The organism is Vibrio kyushuensis (genome assembly GCF_050337325.1).
Classification (GTDB): domain Bacteria; phylum Pseudomonadota; class Gammaproteobacteria; order Enterobacterales; family Vibrionaceae; genus Vibrio; species Vibrio kyushuensis.
In genome coordinates this window covers 371,809-394,162 of the sequence record NZ_JAKJSV010000007.1, presented here as the reverse complement: position 1 = coordinate 394,162, position 22,354 = coordinate 371,809, and the positions used below count along the sequence as shown (strand labels likewise).

General features: G+C 44.6%; 24 protein-coding genes, 1 tRNA gene and 2 rRNA genes. 17 read left to right on the top strand and 10 right to left on the bottom strand.

The features are described from left to right. From L4D20_RS17600 to L4D20_RS17590, 3 genes are all read left to right on the top strand, one after another. Positions 1–100: ribosomal RNA gene (locus L4D20_RS17600) — 23S ribosomal RNA — on the top strand; the annotation flags it as partial. A gap of 97 nt (positions 101–197) precedes the next feature. After that, positions 198–313 (top strand): 5S ribosomal RNA (rrf, locus tag L4D20_RS17595). A 70-nt stretch (positions 314–383) separates the two neighbouring features. Then, positions 384–474 (top strand) — tRNA-Ser (locus tag L4D20_RS17590). A gap of 409 nt (positions 475–883) precedes the next feature. Here L4D20_RS17590 and flhA read toward each other — a convergent pair. The 7 genes from flhA to L4D20_RS17555 are packed head-to-tail and all read right to left on the bottom strand — an operon-like array spanning position 884 to position 7,215. Further along, positions 884–2,977 (bottom strand): flagellar biosynthesis protein FlhA, encoded by a 2,094-nt coding sequence (gene flhA / locus L4D20_RS17585; RefSeq protein ID WP_428802878.1) that lies wholly within the window; start codon positions 2,975–2,977, stop codon positions 884–886. Positions 2,978–3,034: 57 nt separating this feature from the next. Next, positions 3,035–4,168, bottom strand: a complete 1,134-nt coding sequence (gene flhB / locus L4D20_RS17580; protein WP_428802877.1) for a flagellar biosynthesis protein FlhB — start codon at positions 4,166–4,168, stop codon at positions 3,035–3,037. 1 nt (position 4,169) lies between these two features. Next, a complete protein-coding gene (gene fliR / locus L4D20_RS17575) occupies positions 4,170–4,943 on the bottom strand; it encodes a flagellar biosynthetic protein FliR (RefSeq protein ID WP_428802876.1) in 774 nt (257 codons plus the stop codon). A 5-nt stretch (positions 4,944–4,948) separates the two neighbouring features. Beyond that, positions 4,949–5,218 carry a flagellar biosynthesis protein FliQ gene (gene fliQ, locus L4D20_RS17570; RefSeq protein WP_428802875.1) on the bottom strand — a complete coding sequence of 90 codons (270 nt, stop codon included), beginning with the start codon at positions 5,216–5,218 and terminating at the stop codon, positions 4,949–4,951. Continuing rightward, on the bottom strand, positions 5,218–5,928 hold the full coding sequence (gene fliP, locus L4D20_RS17565; RefSeq protein ID WP_428802896.1) for a flagellar type III secretion system pore protein FliP: 711 nt from the start codon (positions 5,926–5,928) through the stop codon (positions 5,218–5,220). The genes fliQ and fliP overlap by 1 nt, the downstream gene beginning before the upstream one ends. Before the next feature lie 40 nt (positions 5,929–5,968). Next, positions 5,969–6,340 carry a flagellar motor switch protein FliN gene (gene fliN / locus L4D20_RS17560; protein ID WP_428802874.1) on the bottom strand — a complete coding sequence of 124 codons (372 nt, stop codon included), beginning with the start codon at positions 6,338–6,340 and terminating at the stop codon, positions 5,969–5,971. Further along, positions 6,337–7,215, bottom strand: coding sequence for a FliM/FliN family flagellar motor switch protein (locus tag L4D20_RS17555; protein ID WP_428802873.1), 879 nt, complete (start codon positions 7,213–7,215; stop codon positions 6,337–6,339). The genes fliN and L4D20_RS17555 overlap by 4 nt, the downstream gene beginning before the upstream one ends. Positions 7,216–7,795: 580 nt before the next feature. Here L4D20_RS17555 and L4D20_RS17550 point away from each other — a divergent pair. The 8 genes from L4D20_RS17550 to L4D20_RS17515 are packed head-to-tail and all read left to right on the top strand — an operon-like array spanning position 7,796 to position 15,927. Continuing rightward, positions 7,796–8,677, top strand: a complete 882-nt coding sequence (locus tag L4D20_RS17550) for a MotY family protein (protein ID WP_428802872.1) — start codon at positions 7,796–7,798, stop codon at positions 8,675–8,677. Then, entirely contained in the window at positions 8,674–10,071 is a 1,398-nt protein-coding gene (locus tag L4D20_RS17545) for a sigma-54-dependent transcriptional regulator (RefSeq protein ID WP_428802871.1), read from the top strand. Before L4D20_RS17550 ends, L4D20_RS17545 begins: the two co-directional genes overlap by 4 nt. 32 nt (positions 10,072–10,103) lie before the next feature. Continuing rightward, entirely contained in the window at positions 10,104–10,436 is a 333-nt protein-coding gene (fliE, locus tag L4D20_RS17540; RefSeq protein ID WP_428802870.1) for a flagellar hook-basal body complex protein FliE, read from the top strand. 10 nt (positions 10,437–10,446) lie between these two features. After that, positions 10,447–12,180: a flagellar basal-body MS-ring/collar protein FliF gene (gene fliF / locus L4D20_RS17535; RefSeq protein WP_428802869.1), complete on the top strand. Its 1,734-nt coding sequence runs from the start codon at positions 10,447–10,449 to the stop codon at positions 12,178–12,180. Then, positions 12,170–13,195: a FliG C-terminal domain-containing protein gene (locus L4D20_RS17530; protein WP_428802868.1), complete on the top strand. Its 1,026-nt coding sequence runs from the start codon at positions 12,170–12,172 to the stop codon at positions 13,193–13,195. Before fliF ends, L4D20_RS17530 begins: the two co-directional genes overlap by 11 nt. 2 nt (positions 13,196–13,197) lie before the next feature. Next, complete coding sequence (fliH, locus tag L4D20_RS17525) at positions 13,198–14,127, top strand: flagellar assembly protein FliH (protein ID WP_428802867.1); 930 nt, start codon at positions 13,198–13,200, stop codon at positions 14,125–14,127. Further along, on the top strand, positions 14,124–15,464 hold the full coding sequence (fliI, locus tag L4D20_RS17520) for a flagellar protein export ATPase FliI (protein WP_428802866.1): 1,341 nt from the start codon (positions 14,124–14,126) through the stop codon (positions 15,462–15,464). The genes fliH and fliI overlap by 4 nt, the downstream gene beginning before the upstream one ends. After that, positions 15,457–15,927, top strand: a complete 471-nt coding sequence (locus L4D20_RS17515; RefSeq protein WP_428802865.1) for a flagellar export protein FliJ — start codon at positions 15,457–15,459, stop codon at positions 15,925–15,927. Before fliI ends, L4D20_RS17515 begins: the two co-directional genes overlap by 8 nt. A gap of 217 nt (positions 15,928–16,144) precedes the next feature. On the opposite strand, the gene flgN is transcribed toward L4D20_RS17515, so the two are convergent. The 3 genes from flgN to flgA all read right to left on the bottom strand — a co-directional run bounded on the left by flgN (position 16,145) and on the right by flgA (position 17,739). Continuing rightward, on the bottom strand, positions 16,145–16,594 hold the full coding sequence (flgN, locus tag L4D20_RS17510) for a flagellar export chaperone FlgN (protein ID WP_428802864.1): 450 nt from the start codon (positions 16,592–16,594) through the stop codon (positions 16,145–16,147). An 11-nt stretch (positions 16,595–16,605) separates the two neighbouring features. After that, complete coding sequence (gene flgM, locus L4D20_RS17505) at positions 16,606–16,899, bottom strand: flagellar biosynthesis anti-sigma factor FlgM (protein ID WP_428802863.1); 294 nt, start codon at positions 16,897–16,899, stop codon at positions 16,606–16,608. Positions 16,900–17,004: 105 nt separating this feature from the next. Continuing rightward, on the bottom strand, positions 17,005–17,739 hold the full coding sequence (gene flgA / locus L4D20_RS17500) for a flagellar basal body P-ring formation chaperone FlgA (RefSeq protein ID WP_428802862.1): 735 nt from the start codon (positions 17,737–17,739) through the stop codon (positions 17,005–17,007). A gap of 181 nt (positions 17,740–17,920) precedes the next feature. Between flgA and flgB the strand changes: the two genes are divergently transcribed. Genes flgB through flgG form a run of 6 tightly spaced genes read left to right on the top strand, consistent with a single transcriptional unit; the run spans position 17,921 to position 22,277 of the window. Next, positions 17,921–18,295, top strand: a complete 375-nt coding sequence (flgB, locus tag L4D20_RS17495) for a flagellar basal body rod protein FlgB (protein ID WP_428802861.1) — start codon at positions 17,921–17,923, stop codon at positions 18,293–18,295. Between the two features lie 5 nt (positions 18,296–18,300). Continuing rightward, positions 18,301–18,735 carry a flagellar basal body rod protein FlgC gene (gene flgC / locus L4D20_RS17490; RefSeq protein ID WP_428802860.1) on the top strand — a complete coding sequence of 145 codons (435 nt, stop codon included), beginning with the start codon at positions 18,301–18,303 and terminating at the stop codon, positions 18,733–18,735. A gap of 45 nt (positions 18,736–18,780) precedes the next feature. Next, positions 18,781–19,494 carry a flagellar hook capping FlgD N-terminal domain-containing protein gene (locus L4D20_RS17485; protein ID WP_428802859.1) on the top strand — a complete coding sequence of 238 codons (714 nt, stop codon included), beginning with the start codon at positions 18,781–18,783 and terminating at the stop codon, positions 19,492–19,494. A 52-nt stretch (positions 19,495–19,546) separates the two neighbouring features. Then, a complete protein-coding gene (flgE, locus tag L4D20_RS17480; RefSeq protein ID WP_428802858.1) occupies positions 19,547–20,737 on the top strand; it encodes a flagellar hook protein FlgE in 1,191 nt (396 codons plus the stop codon). A gap of 11 nt (positions 20,738–20,748) precedes the next feature. After that, positions 20,749–21,480 (top strand): flagellar basal body rod protein FlgF, encoded by a 732-nt coding sequence (locus tag L4D20_RS17475; protein WP_428802857.1) that lies wholly within the window; start codon positions 20,749–20,751, stop codon positions 21,478–21,480. A gap of 11 nt (positions 21,481–21,491) precedes the next feature. Next, a complete protein-coding gene (flgG, locus tag L4D20_RS17470; protein WP_428802856.1) occupies positions 21,492–22,277 on the top strand; it encodes a flagellar basal-body rod protein FlgG in 786 nt (261 codons plus the stop codon). The last annotated feature ends 77 nt before the right edge of the window (positions 22,278–22,354 follow it).

Genomic DNA, 22,354 nt, shown 5'->3' with positions numbered 1-22,354 from the left:
CCTTAAGGGTTGTTCAAGACTAGAACGTTGATAGGCAGGGTGTGTAAGTGCTGTGAGGCATTGAGCTAACCTGTACTAATTGCCCGTGAGGCTTAACCATACAACACCCAAGGGGTTTTGATTGGGCTCAAAGCAAGAACATATTTGAATGTGTAGATAGAACTTTTATTAATCAGTTTTCCGAATTTTAGAATTTGCTTGGCGACCATAGCGTTGCGGACCCACCTGATCCCATGCCGAACTCAGAAGTGAAACGCAGTAGCGCCGATGGTAGTGTGGGGTCTCCCCATGTGAGAGTAGGACATCGCCAGGCTTTAAATATCGTTACTTGTTCAAGCAGGTAACAACATCATCAGTGCACTAATCTGACGATGAAGATTTACGGAGAGATGGCTGAGTGGTCGAAAGCACCGGTCTTGAAAACCGGCAAGGGTTTGTAGCCCTTCTAGGGTTCAAATCCCTATCTCTCCGCCACATTAGAAAGCCCAAGTCGAAAGACTTGGGCTTTTTTCTATTTGGAAGAAAATAATCCGCACTCTTTATTGCTATTCCTATCCAAATATCGACATATGTTTATCAAGCCCCTATCTAACGATAGGGGCTTTTTCATATCGGTCATTAATGGACCGCCCGTCAACGAATGACACTAACTATATTGACGTACAGCAGCGAGTAAACACTTCCACTAGTTACAGCAAGCTTACTCTATGTGATGAAGCTGCTGATCCATGCTCAACTCTTACGAAGAGATATAAAAAGTTAGGCATAATTTAGGCGAGGCATGAATGGCATCTATGCTTAGGAAGAAAGTAGCGGGTAATAAAAATGCCATTGAATAATCAATGGCATTGGAAAGGATAGGTATCTTCTTAGGTAATAGCGTTTAGCCTAAATGGCCAAGTACGTTAATGTTTTTGTCTTCTGGTATCTCATTATAAGAAAGAACAACTAAGCCTTTCGCAAAGGTTCTAGCGTAGCGAGATAGTAATGGCCTTAGCTGAGGAGCAACGAGTAAAACCGGTTTGAATCCATTTTGCTTTAACTGTTCACGAATGTTTGGCATGTTTTGCTGAAGTTGCGCTAATAAATTGGGCTCGACTGGGAAGCTATCTAAGGCAACTGCACCCGTTTGTTGAGCTTTAGTCAAAGCTGTCATGAGCATTTTCTCTAGAGCATCACTGAGTGTGAAGATATTAAAGTCATTGCTATTACCGAGCAGAGTACTGGTCAGCGTTCGCTTCAATCCACATCGTACATCTGAAGCAATCAGAATCGGGTCTTTCGTGACCTCACTGCTTTCAAGCATGATGGCAGCAATATTAACCATGTCTTTAATCGGTACTTGATCAACAAGCAGTTGGCGATAAACCCGCATTTGTTGTTGATGGGTTAATTGTGTCGATAATGCTTCAGCAAGTTTAGGTGAATGCTGCGATAACCGCTCCATGACTCTTTCTACATCATCATGACCGAATAGCTCTGAAGTATGCTCTTTAACGATTTTACTTAAGTGTGTTGCGATAACTGTAGCGCCGTCAACAACAGAGTAGCCAAGGTTAAGTGCTTGTGGTTTGTTGGTCGGTTCAATCCATACTGCATCTAAGTTGTACGCGGGGTCTTTTCCAAGAACGCCATCAAGTTGTCCGTATACTTCCCCGACTGCTAACGCCATCAGACGTTCAGGATCGATTTCACCTTTACCTAAAACCTCACCATACAGAGAGAGTGTGTATTGCGTTGGTTTTAGCTTGAGGTTATCTCGAATCGCTATTTCAGGGATTAAAAATCCAGCTTGCTCAGTAATGGTTTTACGAACGCCTCGAACTCTTAATGCTAAAGGTTCCCCTTGGTTTTTATCCACTAAATTAACCAGTCGGTAGCCAAGTTCAAGTGACAAGGCATGTACTGCGGGAACATCTCCCCAAGTCAGTGTAGGTATATTGTCTTGAGCGATGGCTTCTGCAACCGCCTCGGCTTGTTCTAATGGTTCGGGATTGAGGGTTTGCTTCGCTTGGCGCCATGCTGCAAAGGCGAGCAGTGCGGCAAAGCTGAAAAAGGCCAAATGTGGCATTCCTGGAACAATACCAATCACAAACATAACGCCAGAAGCGGTTGCTAAGGTAGTAGGCGAAGCCAGCATCTGTTCTTGAACATCATCGGATAGCTCGCCAGAGTCACTGACACGAGTAACAATGATTGCTGCCGCTACTGCCAATAATAGCGAAGGAATTTGAGCAACAAGACCATCACCTATAGTCAGTAATGCAAATCGTTGGAATGCTTCAGCTGCGCTTAGGTCGTGCTGAACCATACCAATAGTGACACCGCCCAAAATATTGATGATCAGAATCATCATTGCCGCTATTGCATCGCCTCGGACAAACTTGGACGCACCATCCATAGAACCATAGAAGTCAGCTTCTCGCGCTATCTCTCGACGACGTGATTTAGCTTGCTCTTGATCGATCAAACCAGCATTTAGGTCAGCATCAATCGCCATCTGTTTACCGGGTAGAGAGTCTAAGGTAAAACGTGCAGACACTTCAGATATACGTTCTCCACCTTTGGTGATCACGACAAAGTTAATGATCATCAATATGACGAATACAACGATACCGACGAAGTAGTTACCGCCGATCACCACGTTACCAAAGGCTTGAATAACCTTACCAGCAGCGTCACCGCCATTGTGACCTTCAAGCAGAACGATACGTGTTGAAGCCACATTCAATGTCAGTCGCATTAAGGTTGCGACTAATAAAATCGTTGGGAAAACACTAAATTCAAGTGGTCGTTTACTCGATACCGCAACTAAAAGTACGATGACGGCAAGGACGATATTAAAAATAAACAGCGCATCAAGAAGAAACGGCGGCAATGGCAATATCACCATTGCGAGCACGGTCAGCAATAAGATTGGAATACCAAAATAATTGCTCTTAATTGCAGGGAATAGCATGTTTAACTTTTCTTTCATAAGTGATTACTCAATATTTTTGCGACATAGCATCGCCTAATCAGGTGTTATGTCGCATCAGTCGTGACGCAGTTCGTTAGGTATAATTAAAGTTGGTAATGGTGTTGGCTGAACTTGTTTGGTTTGTTTGTACTCTTTAAGCTGCATGACATAAGTCAGTACATGGGCGATAGCAACAAATAATGGTCCTGGCACCTCTTGGTCAATTCGAGTATTGAAGTACACTGCACGTGTTAGCGGTGGTAGACAGAGAACTTCGATATCATTTTGTTTAGCAATTGTTTGAATTCTTAGAGCCATCTCATCCTCACCTTTTGCGACAACAAATGGAGCACCTGCCCTAGATAGGTCGTATTTAATTGCCACGGCATAGTGAGTAGGGTTAGTAATGACAACATCTGCTCCCGGTACCGAGTTATCGATACGGCGTTGAGACATCTGCTGCTGAAGCTGCTTAATTTTCTGCTTAATTTCAGGCCGCCCTTCGGTATTCTTATGCTCCTCTTTCACTTCCTGTTTTGTCATCTTGAGCTGCTTAATATGGTTCCATAGCTGATAAGGCATATCGAGAAGGCCGATGAAGAGAACGACAAAACCAAAACAAATTATCGCCAAAATTAAATGGTTTAGAGTGAGAGCCACACCTTGCTCCAAAGGTGCACGCTGAGCAGAAATCAGTGAGAGCAAATTCGTGCTGAGCAGCAGATACATAACGCCGCCTATCAGCACGACTTTCAAAATAGATTTCACAAGCTCAACTAAAGATTTAATAGAAAACAGTCGTTTAAACCCTTCGATAGGACTTATTTTACTTAGCTTTGGTTTGATAAGTTTAAGAGACATGACCCAGCCACCTGGGATCATCGAGCTTAAAATAGTCACTAAAATGAGTACGGCAGCCATTGGAAGAAATAGTCCGCCAAGCAGTTGAACGCTCTCGCCTAGCTTTCTTAACATCACATCGGGTTGGCGGATATCATCATAGCTAAGCTGATAGTTAATGGTGAACAGCTTTACGGCTTGTTCACCTAAGTACGCCCCATAGGCCCACAAAAATAACGCAATGGCGATAAACAATACGCCAACGACAAACTCTTTGGAACGGGCCGCTTGCCCTTCACCTTTGGCTTTCTTTAACTTCTGATGACTGGGTTTTTCACTTTTATCCTGACTGGTTTGATTCTCTGCCATGTTAATTACCCCCCATTAATTTCATATCAGACAATATTTGATGGGTAAGCTCGGCGTAGATGCTTGGCAGGCCAGAAAGAGAAAGTAAAACAGCACATAGTCCTAGAATCATCGACATTGGAAAACCAAGGGCAAAAACGTTCAGTGATGGTGCCGCGCGGTTCATTACACCAAAGGTTAAGTTAACCGTTAGCATTGCCGCGATGGTTGGTAGAGCAATCGACACTGCAGCGGTCATCATCCAACTAAACAGGCCAATAAAATAACGTAGGGATGTTTCGCTAATCCCACTTCCAACCGGGAAGCGGTCAAAACTTTGCACAATGATGTCGAGGGCAACTAAGTGTCCATCTAAAGAGAGAAACATCAAAGTGGTGAACATCAAGAAGTAGTTACCGATGAGGGCAACAGTAATACCATTGGCAGGATCATTCATCATTGCCATACCAAGACCCATCTGCATCGAAATTATTTGCCCCACCATCGCCATAGCAGCAAATAGAAAGTGGAGACTGATACCCAGTAGTGTACCTATCGCGATCTGTTCAAGGGCGATCGCGACAGCGTGAACTGAAATGGGATCAACAGCTGGCATTGGCGGTAACAGTGGCGCAGCAATGAAAGAAATTATAAGCGCCAATAATATTCGGGCCCGATTGGGCATGAAGGCATTACCAAAAAATGGCATGGCCATAAAAGCGGCAGAAAAACGAAAGAACGGCCACCAAAGTTGACCGATAATTGAAGTGATTTCCGCAAAAGTTAGATTGACCATTGAGACTAACTGACAATCATTGGAATGGTATAAAACAGGTTATTAAAAAAGTCTGAGATGTTTCTAAGCAACCAACTTCCAGCAAAAATCAGCATCAACAAAGTTGTGATAAGCCTAGGTAAGAAACTCATCGTCTGTTCATTGATTTGTGTGGTCGCTTGGAAAATTGCCACAATTAAACCAACCAAAAGGCTAGGACCAATTAAGACCACCACCATGGTGATGATCATATATATCGCATCAGCATACAGGTTTGCAGTTACGGCACTGTTCATCACAATCCTCCGAAACTGGCACTTAAGCTGCCGACCGTCATAGCCCAACCATCCACCATAACAAAGACCATCAGCTTAAACGGCAGTGAGATAATCAATGGTGAAAGCATCATCATCCCCATTGCCATTAGAACACTGGCAACAACAATATCAATGATTAGAAACGGGATGAACAACATAAAGCCGATTTGGAATGCGGTTTTGAGCTCACTGATTACAAAAGCTGGCATTAATACCGCAAAGCTTATCTCTTCAGGCTCTAAATCAAGAGGGTCTCCGGCAATTCGTAGCATCTGTTCAAGCGAATTTTCGTAAGTTTGGCTGAGCATGAATTGACGAACTGGCTGTTCAGCAACAGCAAACGCTTGCTGCAAGGTGATCTCACCCGCCTCATATGGCTTGTAAGCATCTTCAAAAATCGGCGTCCAAACAGGTTTCATCAGAAGCATTGTCATAGTGAGTGCTATGCCAATTAAAATACGGTTTGGTGGACTTTGTTGTAGACCAAGAGCTTGACGCAAAATAGCCAATACAATGATGATCCGAGTAAAGCTAGTCATCATCATGAGCATGGCAGGTAAAAAGCTCAATGCCGTCATTAAAATCAGGATTTGAACTTTTACTGAGTACTCTTCACTGCTCCCACCGTCAGAGACAGTAAGAAAAGGAATACCTTGATCAGCCAAAGCTATATTGGAAAAAACCAACATAGCAATGACAATAAAAACACGAGCTAACATCGATACGTGCTTAGTTAGTAACGTCATTTAGCGCGTCTTCTGCAATGTCAGTGATGCGTAAACCATACTTATCATTGATAACCACTACTTCTGCATGGCCAAGTAAGTGACCGTTTACTTTCACGTCTAGTGGCTCGCCATTGAGCTTATCCAATTCAATGACTGAGTTAGGACCTACTTGCATTAATTCGCCTAGAGTCACAGCAGTACTCGCGACTTCGAGGGTAACGGTGACCGGGATTTGGCGGAAGAAGCTAAGCTCTCTCTCTGCCATTTTTGGCGCAGGGTCGACTTGTTCCTGTGGAGCGTTAAAAATATCTGCCACCTCAGCATCAAAGTTGAGGTCATCTTCAAGCATTAGGTCTAATGTTTCGTCGTTCATTTTTGAAAGTTCTCTGATGGGTTGATGTGATCGGTAATTTGTAATACTAAATGATTGTTTTGTTCAGACACGCGAGCTTTAAATAGCTTTTGAGAACCGGAACTTACTTCAACTAACTCTTTGATATCCGCGGAAATAATATCACCAACCTTGAGTTTGGATACTTGGCTAAGTGAGATTCGTTGGCTAGCCAAAATCGCATTGAGCTGGACAGGAACTTGCTGCAATTGCTTGCTACGTCGTTCGGCTATTTCCAGTGGATCGCGAATAACAGATGCCGTTGGTTGACCCAAATGAATCAACAGGTGGTCATCAATCTGCATACTCAGTTGGCCGGTGCTTTCACCAATAGTGATATTGAAAACTACGTGCAGTGTTGTTGTATCTAGAGGTGAGTGCTGACTGACCGTTTGCCACTCAGAACTCAATTGATTGAGTACCGTTGCCCCAAGCCTTGCTTGAACTCGCTTCTCACTAGAATTTAGCGGCGGATGAATAGGCGTATCTTGATGAACAAAGCTTGGTGCTCCGCCATAAAATGCATCTGCGATTTGTGTGATTAAATCACCACTGACCACAATCATGCTCATGCCATGATTGCGATTATGAGAAAAGTAGATCGGCTCATTATGAATTGGCGGTATGGATTGCATCTCAATGCTGATCTCCGCAACCTTTACGACCGTATCACTTCTTCGAGTCATGCTATTAATGGTTAGCTTTAACTGCTCTTCCGATTTATTAAGTAACGGAATTAAGTTTTGTCTAGCCATGTTTAATGGTCGGCCTAATGTGCGAGTGTCTATATTGTGCACAATGACATTATCCGATTCTCTTTTAAGTTTTGCGTTATCTGTCTTTATATTATTTTTCATATTTAAATCTAGGTTAGCTCGTGATCTAGCCATGGCTAGAAAGGAATATATATGAAAGGTATTTCTTTAATATATTTGTTAATAATGTCTAAACTTTTTGAACGGCTTAATTAAGCATTAATATTAAATAAAATAGTAACGGTTTATTAATATAAGTGAACCAAGATCCCAATTTGATTTTTTTAGCCTTTCGTCATGGAAATGTTAACTAACTGTCTGAAATTGTGAAATATAGCCATATTTACATTTAATTTTGTATCTTGCTGTAACAAAGCGTCAATGAACGGGTTGTGTTTTAGTCTAAAAAACAACCTTGCTGTGATCTTAATGCAATCATATGCAATGAATAAGTATATATTTATAGTAATTTACCAACTCAATAAATAGCATGATTCGTGTTTTAAATAAGTCGTTACCTGATAGTTATATTAATTTATTAATGACATTTTTATTAATTAATATAATTTGGCATGTAGATCACATTGCAAATTATTAGGTGAAATAAAAGTTTAATTTTTCATTGTTAATTGTCGTTTGTTCGATCCTATTTAAATTTTGCTTAATGGAGTGAGTGAGAGCTATGAAAGTGATAAATGTGGTGATGTTGACAGCGATAGGGTTCTTACCTTTACCTGTTATCGCTAACTCAATACAAAAACCACTCGATCAGGTCCAGTGGCACTTTAGCGGCGATCGTTTTCATTGCCAGATGGAAACTCCGCTAGAGTTTGATGGTGATGCAGCGGTTATCGTACGTTCAGGCAAGCAACCATACTTAACACTGAGTACCTTTCAGAGACCTTACTTTGTTGATAGCACTTGGCTCAATATTAATGATGAGCCGTGGAAAGAAAACAGCAACAGTTTGCCTTGGATAGAGGGCCGAACTCGAGGGGCACAAGAAATTGTCTTTCAAGACAGCCATAAAATAAAAAGCTTACTGAACAAAATGGAAAAAGGAGCATGGGCACAAGTCTCAGCTCAGTATAACCAGCATCAGCAAGTGAAAACCTGGGATCTACCGTCCGTTAATTTCTCACAAAGTTTGCAAGAAATGAAAGCTTGCATGACTAACTTGCTGCCGATGGATTACCCGCAAGCGAAAGATAATTTGTTCCATTTTCCATTGGGCTCAAGTGAACTCTCCCTTCAGCAGAAACTGAATATCGCTGATGTCGCTAGTTATGTTCACTACGACACCTCGGTTACGACTATTCTGGTTGATGGTCATACTGACAACAGTGGCAACTCACTCAATAATTTAGGCTTGGCTCGCGAACGTGCTAAATCAGTGATAGCAGAGTTCAAAAAATCCGGCCTTGATACCAAGAAAATTCAATTAAGAGCACACGGACATCGCTACCCGCTCAAGGCAAATAACAGTGAGGCAAACCGTGAACTTAATCGACGTGTGCAAGTTCGCATTGTTCGTAGTGATAAGAGCAGGAGTGATCAGGCGTGAACCGAGTAACTGCTACAGAAGTCATCGTTGCTCATAACGATGTGCAGCAACTAGAAAAAACACAAATGATGCTACAAGAATCAGGGTATCGCTGCCGAGTTGTAACTACCGGCTTTGATGCACTTATCTACTTGAATGCATCACCAGAATCGATATTGATTGTCTCTTCAGAGCTACCTGATATGTCCTTAATTGAGGTAGTGGAGAAGTCAAAACACCTCAATCCGTATTCTGCTCTGATCGCTATCGTTGATTATCAACAGCATGATTTAGCCAGCCGTGCCATGCGTGCTGGCGCATCAGATTATTTGTTAACACCCTACCAACCAATGCAGTTGGTCGAGTTGCTTCAGCGCGTCAATACTGTGCGTTCCTCTTCGCCAAATTTAATTGCCTCTAGCTGGCGCAGTCAGCAAGTATTGCAATTGGCTCATCGCGCTGCAAAAACAGACGCGACGGTGCTCATTACTGGTGAGTCAGGAACAGGTAAAGAAGTGCTTGCCCAATATGTGCATCAGCATTCGCAACGAAGTGAAGGGCCATTTGTTGCAATTAACTGCGCAGCCATCCCAGAGACGATGTTAGAAGCGGTATTGTTTGGTCATGTTAAAGGCGCGTTTACCGGTGCAACTGCTGCTCAAGCAGGTAAGTTTGAAGAAGCCAATGGCGGAACCTTATTGCTCGATGAGATTGGTGAGATCCCATTAGCGGTACAAGCGAAGCTGTTGCGTGTTCTTCAAGAGAGAGAAGTTGAGCGTTTGGGTAGCCATAAGTCAATTGCTTTGGATGTTCGAATTATTGCGGCAACGAACGTCAATCTACAAGAGGCTGTGAGCCAACGTCTGTTCCGGCAAGATTTGTATTACCGGCTTGATGTGTTACCACTTCAGTGGCCACCACTTCGTGAGCGAAAAGAAGATGTCCTTCCACTAGCAAAGCACTTTATTGCCAAATACAACCAAGGTTGCACAGAGACCTGCCGTTTATCTGCAGAAGCAGAAAATAGCTTACTGGCTTATGACTGGGTGGGAAATATTCGAGAGTTAGAAAACACCATTCAACGAGCCTTGGTCATGCGCCACTCTACATGGATTACCCCTCAAGATTTGATGCTGCCAGTCAACGACTCTATGACGGTGACGCTGAGTGATCATTCGGCTCATTCGGTCAATCAACCTAATCAAGTTTGCTATCAAAGTGGGTTGAAAGACAGTAAGAAAAAAGCTGAAAACCAATTCATCTTAGACACATTAGCGAAATTTAATGGTCGTCGAAATTTAACCGCAGAAGCACTTGGTATTACCACTCGTGCTCTGCGCTACAAGATCGCCGCTATGCGGGAGCAGGGCATCAACGTCGATGCAGTCTCGCATTATTCTCATTCAGCCGCTTAATTAACAGCTACATAATTAATAGAGAGCAGTTTATGTCAAACCCTCCTTCGGTAATGCAGCAGGACATGATGCAGCGAATGGCATCAATGCGCGATCATGCCCACCAAGGCATCAGTGTGATACCGAATCAACAAACGATTCAAAGTGACAATTTCCAAAGTGCGATGCACCAAGCGGTGCGACGCGTTGATAACCATCAACAACACGCGAGTCAAATGACGGCTGATGTAGATGCAGGACGCTCTGATGATTTGGTTGGCGCCATGGTTGCCAGTCAAAAAGCCAGTATTTCTTTTCAAGCACTGACACAAGTACGCAATAAGTTAATGGCTGCGTATGACGATGTACTGAAGATGCCATTGTAGTGAGAATCAAATGAGTACAACAATTGTAGAAAACCCGCCAAGTTCCGAATTACCAAAATGGCAACAATGGCGAGAAACGGCTAAAGAACAGATTGGGAAGCACAGTAAAGTTGCGCAAATTACCGCGCTAACTGTACTAATTTCATTATTCATCGTTGTGATTCTGTGGAGTCATACTAGCCCTTATAAGGCGTTGTATGGTGAAAATGAACGCTACGACAGTGCAGAAATCTTAGAGGTTCTGAGCCAAGTTAAAATTGCCCATCAAATTGATCGTGTTACCGGTCAAATTCTGGTCCCAGAAAATAAGCTAGCTGACGCTCGCATCACTTTAGCCGCACATGGAGTATCGGCTAAGTTGCCACCAGGTTTGGATATTCTAGATAAAGCGACCGGGCTTGGTACCAGTCAATTTATTGAAAGTGCTCGCTATCGCCAAGGGTTAGAAGGCGAGCTTGCCCGTACTATTCTTGCAATCAATGTGGTTAATCACGCTCGTGTCCACTTAGCGATTCCAAACCGCACCCTGTTTGTTGGTATTAATGAAGAAAAACCATCTGCCGCGGTCATGCTAGACCTACTGCCGGGTAAACAATTAGGCCCTTCGCAAGTTGAGGCGATTGTGAACTTAGTGAGTGGCAGTATTTCAGGTATGCCAGTGGAAGGGGTTTCGGTCATCGACCAGTTTGGCAACCTACTCAGCGCAGATTTGAAAAATGGCAATAACGGACGTTTAAGCGTGCAGAACCATGAAATGCAGCAGCGCATCGAAAGAGATATTGTTCGCCGCGCAGGCGACATGCTTGCGCCTTTACTTGGTGTTGGTAACTTCCGTGTTCAAGTGGCGGCAACGCTTAACTTTGACCAAGTCGAAGAGACGCATGAGTCAATCGACAGCGACCCTGTAGTACGTACCGAGTTCAATAAGCAAGACAATACGTCAGGTCAGTTGGCTCTGGGTATTCCGGGATCACTGAGTAACCAAGCTCCAGCAGGAGAAGAGGCAACCAATGAGTCTCGTAACGAACGTGCAGAAAGCACTCGTCATTATGATGTAGGACGTAAAGTTAGACACACACGCCAAGCGCAAGGTTCGGTTGATCACCTTTCTGTTTCAGTACTGATTAACGATGCAACCAATGAGCAAGGCTGGCAACCAGAGCAGCTAGAGCAAGTTGCCCAAATGATTAAGGATTCAGTGGGATATATGGATGAACGTGGTGATCAATTTAGCTTACATGCCTTTAATTTTGCACAAGCACCAACAGTAGTCGCTGAGCCTCTACCGTGGTGGCAACAAGCACAGAATCTAATGCTGATTCAGTACACCATTTATGGACTGATTGCGCTGAGCTTTATTCTGTTTGTGTTGCGCCCACTTGTAAATGCACTAAAAACATCGACCCAAGCATCATCAGGTCTGGCGGCAGCGAGTGGCTCTCAATCAGCACTGGGTTCACAAACTAGTGGTGATGCCATTGAAGCTCCGAATACCGCAGATGAACTGGGGAGTATCGGAAGTCATATTGATAATGAACAAGATCTTGCCGACGCACTGTTGAATTCAGTTCAATTTGGTGGAGCAGCGGAATCAGGAAATACGATAGCAACTGACCTTTATGATCTTCCCCCATCAGGCTCGAATCTAGAAGTTCAGGTTGAACATTTACAGAAGCTCACTGACGCTGAATCAGAACGTGTCGCAGATGTGGTTAAAAAATGGGTGAGCAACAATGAGTCTTAATAATATGTCTTTTCCAGATGAAGTTTTACTCGACCCCGTCGAGCAAGCAGCTATTTTGTTGCTAAGCATGGGTGAAGATTCTGCGGCGAAAGTCATGGGTCATATGTCTCGAGACGAGCTCCTTAAAGTGAGCCATGCCATGGCGCATCAATCGGCAATTCGCAGTATTGAAGCTCAGTACGTTTTACAGTGTTTTTTCAATGAATTCAGAGCTCAATCTGGGATCAGTGGCGCATCGCGTACCTTCTTACAACGCACGCTAGATAAAGCACTTGGTGGTCGACTCGCTCGTAGCTTACTCGATAGCATTTACGGCGATGAAGTCCGAACTATTATGCAGCGCTTACAGTGGATTCAACCGAATCAGTTGGCGCGTTTCTTAAGCCATGAACATATTCAAATGCGAGCGTTGTTCATTGCATTTTTACCTGCAGACATCGCTTCTGCAACCTTGGTTGAGTATGACAAAGAGACGCAGCACGACTTGCTGTATCGCATTGCCAACTTAACCGAAGTGAACAAAGAGGTAGCTCAAGAGCTGAAAGATCTCGTTGAACGTTGTATCGAGTACTTGGCAGAAAACTCCAGTTCGGTCGTTGAAGGTGAACAGCAGGCGGCTGATATCATCAACCGTTACCAAGGTGACCAAGCCGGTCTTATGCAGGCCTTAGGTGATCAAGACCATGAGTTGGTCGATCGTCTGAAAAATAAAATGTACGAATTTGGTGTGCTTACTCGTCAATCGGAAGCGGTTCGTACGCGAATCATTGAAGAGATCCCAGTTGAAACGCTGGCTCTGGCTCTTAAAGGCGCAGATACACAAACACGCAAATCTATTTTGGCTATTTTACCTCGTCGTATGCGTCAGTCGTTTGAGTCTGAAATCGCAATGTTGGGCAAAGTGTCTGTTAGCCAAGTGAAGAAAGCGCGTGATGAAATCATGGAATATGTCCGTGATCTCAATGAAACAGGTCAGATCAATCTACAACTTTACCAAGAGAAAACGGTGGAATAACGATGTTTAAACGAAATCGAGTGATGCGCCTAGCGCCTCATGAATATCGAAGCCATCGCTTTCCTCCTTTGGTTGATTCTGCACAGTTAGCAGCATCGGCTGTTTCTCAGGTTGAGCAGGCAACACCGGCCGATGAGTTTGGTTTTGATGACTTTGATATGGCCGTTGACCTTGACCGAGAGTTTAGCTTTGAGCTAGATGGCGACTCATCCCTGACGGGTCAGGGTGAAGACACTGAAGCTGGACATCAACCTGCCGGTAGTGGTGATATTCAAGAGCAGTACAGTCAAGGTTTTCAGCTAGGCATGACTAAAGGTTATGACGAAGGTCTGCAAGAAGGCATTGAAAAGGGGCAACTGCAAGGCTTTGAACAAGGGCTTGTGAAAGGTCAGCACCAAGGCATAGAGCAGGGTATCTCGGAAGGTAAAAAAGAGTTCCTAATTGCCAGTGCTCCCTTTGCAAGCATGAGCGAGAAAGTCGAGCGTCTGTTTGCAGAGCAAGAACGTCGCCAACGAGAGTTAGTGTGTGAATTGGTGCAAAAGGTTGCTCAGCAGGTCATTCGCTGTGAATTAGCTCTGCAACCACAACAGATATTAGCCCTTGTCGAAGAGACACTTGAAACTCTGCCGAGTGAGCCGCAAGGAATCAAAGTTCTGATGGCTCAAGAAGAGTTCGCTCAGATTGAAAAAGTAGCCAGTGAGAAAATTACAGAGTGGAATATCGTCTGTGATCCGAGCTTACGCCAAGGTGATTGCCGTATTATCACTAAAACAGCAGAAGCAGACGCTGGATGTGAATTGCGTTTAGAAACATGCATGAATTCAGTTAAAGAGCACCTGCTTGATGAAGCTAGCAGTGTCGATGTGAAGCTGCCAAAAGCCTCTGTTGACGCAGCGCACGCTTATCAAGCTGAACTTGAGCCACAAGTATGAATAACGGCATCGATCAACGACTGCAAGACGCGATGGCCTCGTTAGGGGCTGTCCCTATTGCAAAAGTTACGGGACGCTTGGTTAAAGTCACTGGATTGATGCTTGAAGCGGTCGGTTGCCGTTTATTGACTGGGCAGCGTTGCCTAGTTGAAACAGGCAGTGGGGAAAAAATTGAAGCTCAAACGGTAGGCTTTCATCATGATGTTGCTTACTTAATGCCGATTCGACCCGCGACTGGGCTTTTTTCTGGTGCGAGAGTCTGGCCGATTGAAGGGGAATCTCAGCTAAAAATCAGCGATCAATGGCTTGGTCGTGTGGTTAATGGCATGGGGGAGCCGATTGATGGTTTGTCGGACTTTCGTGGCGGCGAAACGATTTGCCTGCAAGGTAAAAGTGTAAACCCAATGTCACGTCAGCCAATCCGTGAACCCTTGGATGTTGGGGTTCGAGCTATTAACAGCATGCTCACGGTTGGCAAAGGTCAGCGAATGGGACTATTTGCTGGCAGTGGTGTTGGTAAGAGTGTGCTGCTTGGTATGATTACTCGTCAAACGGAAGCCGATATTGTCGTTGTTGGACTCATTGGTGAACGTGGGCGAGAGGTCAAAGAGTTTATCGATCACGCACTGGGTCCAGAAGGGTTAGCGCGAGCAATTGTAATAGCCTCACCTGCAGATGAGTCACCTTTGATGCGCCTTAGAGCGTCACAGCTATGCCACCGAGTTGCAGAGCATTATCGTGATCAAGGTAAGCATGTTCTGTTACTGATGGACTCACTCACACGCTTTGCTATGGCCCAGCGAGAAATCGGCCTTGCTTTGGGCGAGCCTCCTGCAACCAAAGGTTATCCGCCATCGGTATTTAGTATGTTGCCTCAGCTTGTTGAGCGCGCAGGGAATAGCTCGAATCCAAATGGCAGCATGAGTGCTATTTATACCGTATTAACCGAAGGTGATGACCAACAAGATCCGATAGCGGATAGTGCGCGAGCTATCTTGGATGGTCACATAGTACTTAGCCGTCAACTGGCGGAATCAGGACACTACCCTGCTATTGATATCGCTCAGTCAATTTCACGCACCATGCCACTGGTAGTGAGCAAAGAACAAGTCCAAGACATCATGCAGTTCAAGCAGTGCTACAGCCGATATCAAGAGGTCAAAGAGTTGATCCCACTGGGGGGTTATCAGCCTGGTAATGACTTATTGATGGATACGGCTGTTCGTGTTTATCCGAATCTTATGAGTTTCTTACAGCAGTCACAAGACGAGGCATCTTCGCTTGATGACTCGACGTCACAGTTAAAATCATTGATTGAAGAGGTGAGTAATGGCTAGATCGTTTGGTTCATCAATAAGCTCTGGGTTGGCTAAGTTTCGCGATATTAATCAAGACCAATTAGAACGCTTAAGTCAGCAATTGCAAAAACAGCAAAACCAAAGTGAGCAGCACCAAAGCCATGTGAATCAGTTGATAGAAATCTATGACTCGGTTCAGGTTAACGGTGGAGAAAGCGCAATGGCGTGGTGCAATCGCGATCAACTGCGAGGAAACCTGCAACATTTGCAGTCTCTTCAACAGCAACAACTCGCCCTAGCAAAAGCCGAGCATAGACGCATTCAGCAGCACGTACTCAATCAAAACATTAAAGTGAAGTCGCTTGATACTGTTCTTGATAAACGCCGCAGAGAGGCGCTACAAAAAGAGAACCGTATCGAGCAAGCGATGAATGATGAGATTGGGGCACAGCGTTATACGATTAATAAGCTAAATGCGAGCCGACAGACGATCAACAAATAACAGCGATGAGAAACAAATCACGTAGAAATAAGCGTTTAGACTTCGGTTTAAGCGCTTTTTTGTTATGAGCGTATTTTTAAGAAAGTAAGTTTGGACTGCTAGCGCAAGGTTTTGAAGAGTGCTTAATCGGTAGAGGGAGATAAGCGAAAGCGGGGACAGTGGCTTTCGCTGATGATATTGAGTGCTATTGTTTTTTGAAAGCTATTGTTATTAAGAGCTATTCAGGCGAATAGAGTTGTGGAGAACTGTCTTGCGTTAACTGACTTAAGATATTTTGTTGCATGTCGAGCAGCGCGTTATTGCGTTCGTTTTGCGCTTTACATTGCTCGATAAGGCGATGCAAATCATTCCAATCAGACGCTAATGGTTTAGCTAGCTTATTCGGCAGAGCAGCAACGAGTTTCGCCACGCCACTGGCATCTGCTGAAACACCGATCTGAATGAGTAACTGAGAACGGTGCTTGGAGCGAGTTTCTAGGTAGCTTAGAAAACTCTTATGCTTGCCTGAGATCTGAGAGAGCTTTTCTGTCTCTCTTTTTATGAGTAATTTATGTTGAACCACCATCAATTCAAGCAGCCGCTGATAATCATTCAGGTCGGCTTTGACCTCAACAATAAACTGCTTAATTGCGGTTGAACGAGAGGTATTGATTGGCGTCACACTCATAATGGTTTTTCTCAATCGCGTTGATGGGTCGTTTTGATGGCACCAGCTAACTCATCAAGGTCGATATTATAATCACCCTTTAATAATTGAGCGCGAATTTCATTTACACGAGCCAAGTCGACTTCAGGAAGTTGACCTAATTCTTTTTGTAACGACTCTAACGTACGAGCTTCTTGGCTAACCTTTTGCTCAAGCGTTGTTTCTTTGTTCGTTTTTACATCGCCCGCTTTACTTTCTGTGTGAGTAGAAGGCTTTACAGTTTGGTTGAAAACGGTGTGATTACCGTTGTTGCCAATATTAATCATCGGGCATTCCTTGAGTCTGGTTCTGTTATCTTTTTAAAACGACCGTCTTTTTCATTCTCTTAAAGCAAACTAGGCGTCTATTTGAAATTAAATAAGGCGGTTTTTTCAAAAAAGCGTGTGCACTTTTCCACTCTCTGTCACTACCGCTCGAATTGTCTTTCCCGAGCTATTATTACGCACTCTGATCTGTTGCTGTAAGTAGCCACTATCGAGGGCGGTTCCTAGCATAGATGTGGAAAAGTTGTCGCCAACGGCTTCGATCATGAGGCTATCACCTTTATTGATAATATATGGGTGACTGACTCGTTCTGGTGAGAGTAACTGACCACTACGAACTTGTCTTAGTGTGCGCTGACCAATCACCGTGTTTGAGTGCGAAATAAAATCACGATTTATCGAGGCTAAGTTGGTGGGCTTAGTGAATAAATCGTCACTGACTAGCAAGGTGTCTTTGGCAACGGTGCGGCTGACATAGATCATTGGGACGACCAAGTCGACCGTTGCTTGAGCGTTTACAGACCAATCTTTGCTACCTTGGCATTGAACATTAAAGCGCAATCGACCTGCAGGATATAGCCTGTTGTCACGACGTGTAATCTCAAGCGGTTGTGAGCACGATGTGAGTCGATGGCTTCCCTTAGGGAGCGTAATCGTGACGCTTTTAGAGCTAGCTTGCCATCTGTTTTGGACAATGACTTGGCTTAACAGTTGTTCAATATGTTGGTTCAACACTCGTTGAATTTCAGGGTTATCTCTTGTCGATATTGTATCTTTAGCGTGCACAGAAAATGCCGTTACTAGGCTAACAAATACCACACTCCATTGCGTTCTATTCATCATTGTTGTCACTTTTCATTAGGCACTTCCTCTTCTTAATTCTTTACTTCCCATGAGCGGAAATGACTCTTCCTATTTTAAATGATTAGTTGATTAAACCCTTTAGAAACAGCTAGTTAATTGTTGGCACGTATCTTGTTATATACAGTCATTAACCATCGTTTTTGTTTGCAAGGAAAATCAAATGGGAATCAGTTTTGACAAAGCACTTGGCGTTCATGCCCACACATTAGAACTTCGTGCGGAACGCTCAAAAGTTATCGCAGGAAACTTAGCAAATGTCGATACCCCCGGCTTCAAAGCACGTGATTTTGATTTCAAAAATGCGATTTCACAAGTTGAACATCGTCTGCAGCAGGGGCAATCAACAACACAAACGAGGGTTCATCCTCAAGAGCTGATGTATCGCAATCCATACAACAACTCAATTGATGGTAATACAGTTGAATTGGGGGTTGAGCAAGCACAGTTTGCACAAAATTCAGTGGATTTTGAAACCAGCTTAACCTTCTTGAATATGAAATTTAAAGGGCTATCGACAGCCATTATGGGGCAATAATCGTTATGTCATTTGGTGATATTTATCAGATTGCGGGTTCGTCTATGACCGCTCAAACCACACGTTTAAACACTATCGCAAGTAACCTTGCCAATGCCAATTCAGGTGCGACAACAGAAGCAGAGACTTACCGTGCTCGCAAGCCTGTTTTCGCCACTGTGTATCAGCAAAATCAACAGCAGCTATTCAGTGATAACAGGGCTACAGCGGGTGCTCGTGTTCAGGTTCTTGATGTGGTGAATACCGAAGGTGAGCTTGATCGCCGTTATGAGCCTGGCAATCCAATCTCAGATGACGAAGGGTACGTTTATTACCCGAACGTCGATGTGGTGCATGAGATGGCCGACATGATGTCAGCGTCACGCAGCTTTGAAACCAGTGTTGATGTACTGACACGCACTCGTAGCATGCAGCAGGGGCTGCTTAAACTTGGCCAATAGTGGCTGTTATTTTAACCATACAGTCTTGGTACTAAAGGAATTCTTATGAGCTTAGCCGGAGTAATGTCGAGTGATTCAGGAGCCCAGCAAACCAGTGATGGTCAGATTGCTGGTAACGGTGGGCAGGATAATACCTTTCTCACCTTGATGATCGCTCAAATACAAACACAGACACCGCTTGATCCACTCGATACGACTCAGTTTATGACTCAGTTAGCGCAGATGACTCAAGTTGAGACGATGCAGAGTATGAATGGCACCATCTCAAATCAGATGGTTCTACTTGATAACATTCAGGTTCTTACAACGGCAGGCATGGTTGGTCAAGACGTCAGAGTATCAACCGATACGATTGAACTTGATGGAACTAAACACGATGGCGTGATTGACCTCACGACATCTGTCGAAGATCTGAAAATAGAGATTAAAGATGAAGCGGGCAAAGTGGTTCATACCATCGAGCTTGGTTCAAACAGTGAAGGCGAAGTGGCCTTCAATATCGATCCAAAATCATTGGGGCTTAAAGATGGTCAATACGACTTGAATGTTGTTACCGATGATAGCAGCTACACGCCAGAGCTTATGATCTCCGGCACGATTGAGAAGATGCGTATCCCACCCGGTGGAGGCTCACCTGAGTTTCTTATTGGTGGTGTGGGTTATGTGCCTTTCTTCCATGTTACGCAATACGGCGATAAAGCTGGTGGTGGCGATGACACCCCAACTATTTCTCCTTTCAACCTACTGGCACGTGGATAGCGAATTTGCCTGTAATTTTAGACACCCCATTTAATATTTAGGAAGAGTAAAAATGAGTTTTAATATTGCAATGAGTGGCTTGAACTCCACTTCACAAGAGCTAAACACGATCAGTAACAACATTGCTAACGTATCAACGGTTGGCTTTAAGTCATCACGTGCAGAATTTGCTGCGGTGATGAACGGTGGTATGGGCGGTGGTGTAGAGATGTCGACCGTTTCCCAAAGCTTTAACGGCTCGAACATGTCGATGACCGGACGACCTACCGACCTTGCGATTGGTGGCAATGGTTTCTTCGTATTAGAAGCGCCAGATGGTTCTACTTCTTACTCGCGTGCGGGTATGTTCAACCAAGATAAAGACAATTTTATTGTGAATAACTCGGGTCACCGTTTGCAAGGTTACAGCGCCGATTCTTTTGGTAACGTACAAACGGGTTCAGTAACGGATCTTCAAGTGAAAACCGGTTCCGTACCCGCTCAAGCGACTAGCCGCGTCGACTTTGCAAGCAACTTTGATGCAGGCGCAACAGACATCGATACCGTAAATAACCCCTTTGACCCTGATGACAGCGATAGCTACAACTCGTCGTACACCACCACGGTTTATGACTCACTGGGCAACGAACACACGTTAACTCAGTACTTTGTTAAAACTGGTGAGAACGAGTGGGATGTTCATTACTGCATGAACGGTGATGACTTAGCTTCGCCAACTTCTGTGGAATTTGATACTGACGGCAACCTAACTGCACCAACGGGTGATGTAGCGATTGCGTATGACCCACAAAATGGCGCATCAGCAATGGCGTTCGACTTATCCATGACGGGTACAACGCAATACGGCAGTGACTTTGCAGTATCGACAAACCGCTCAGATGGTCACACAGCAGGTGAGCTAACGGGCATCACGATTGATGAAGATGGCTACCTTTTTGCTAACTACAGCAACGGCGAGCAGATGATTCAAGGCCAAGTGATTTTGGCTGACTTCCCAAATAACGGTGGCTTAGTTCAAATGGGCAATACGGGTTGGGCAGCAACTCAAGCGTCTGGTCAACCGCTAACGGGCGCGCCGGGTACAGGCACATTGGGTGCGTTGAGCACGGGTTATCTAGAAGAGTCAAACGTTGACCTAACGGGTGAGCTAGTAGGTCTAATGACTGCTCAACGTAATTACCAAGCGAATGCTCAATCTCTATCGACTCAGCAGCAGCTGACTCAAGTCCTATTTAACATGTAAGGCTGATTCTGATGGATCGTATGATTTACACGGCAGCGAGTGGCGCAGGGCGAGTTTTCACCGCTCAGCAAGTCGCTGCCAATAACCTAGCAAACCTTAACACACACGGATTTCGCGCCGACATGGAGCGCGCGGAAGCGTTCGCTGTACAAGGCGCTGCGTATGATACTCGCGCACTTGTGAAGGCGGAAACCAGTGGAACACGTTTTGATATTGCCCCTCTTCAACAGACAGACCGTCCACTTGATTTAGCCTTGCGTACCGAAGGTTTCTTTGCGGTTGAGATGGAAGATGGCGGTGAAGCTTATACCCGTGCCGGCAATGTTGAACGCAGCCAAGATGGCGACCTAACAATCAACGGTTTGCCGCTGATTGGTAATGATGGCCAGCAAATCAATGTTCCGCTGTATACCAGTATTGAGTTTGGTGATAACGGCAGTATTAATATTGTGCCTGAAGGGGAAATACTGGCAATAGAGATTGGCCAAGTGAAATTGGTGAATCCTGATACCGCGGATCTACGCAAGCTCGAGAACGGATTATTTCGTGGCGAAGACCCATTTGCCCCGGCGTTAGAAGGTGAAGTTGCGATGGTATCGGGCTTTTTGGAGCAGAGTAACGTTGTTGCTGTTGAAGAGATGGTGAGTTCAATGAACCTTAGCCGTAACTTCGAAATGCAGTTGAAAATGATGCAAACAGCAGAAAAAATCGCCGAAGCGGGTAACCGCCTACTAAGAGCTTAAAGGAAACAGTAATGAACGCAGCGTTATGGATCAGTAAAACAGGCCTAGCCGCACAAGATGCGAAAATGGCCACCATTTCAAACAATCTAGCCAACGTGAATACGGTTGGTTACAAGCGCGACCGTGTGGCGTTTGAAGATCTGTTTTATCAAATTCAGCGTCAACCTGGTGCGATGGTTGATGAAGTCAATGAACTGCCAAGCGGTATTCAGCTTGGTTCTGGTGTACGTGTCGTCGGAACACAGAAAGTGTTCACTGAAGGCATGTATCAAACCACGAGTCAGACCCTAGACGTGGCCATTGATGGTCAAGGGTTCTTTGAGTTAGAGACGGCCGACGGTGAAGCCGCGTATACGCGTAACGGCCAATTTCACTTGAATTCAGAAGGCATGATGGTCACTGCGCAAGGTCTACCATTAGCTCAGAACATTCAAGTACCAGAAGATGCGGAAACGATCACGATTGGTCACGATGGTACAGTGTCAGCCAAAGTAGCGAACAGTGATTTCCCACAAGAAATTGGTCAAATCACTCTGGCCAATTTTATCAATCCAGCTGGCCTTGAGGCGCTTGGTGGCAACATGTTCCGTCAAACCGCGTCAAGTGGCGAAGCGATTGATGGTGTAGGCGGCGAAGGTGCTTTTGGTCAGTTAAAACAAGGTGTCCTAGAGGGTTCAAACGTACAAGTCGTTGAAGAGATGGTCGACATGATCACGACTCAACGTGGCTACGAAATGAACGCGAAAGCACTGTCGTCTGCAGATGAAATGCTGCAATACGTAAACCAAGTTCTGTAATCGCCAGTTCTTAAAAGCTTCAGTTGTTAAAAACTAAGTGACGCTTGAGCGGTAAGTGTGTATTTGGTCGATAAGGT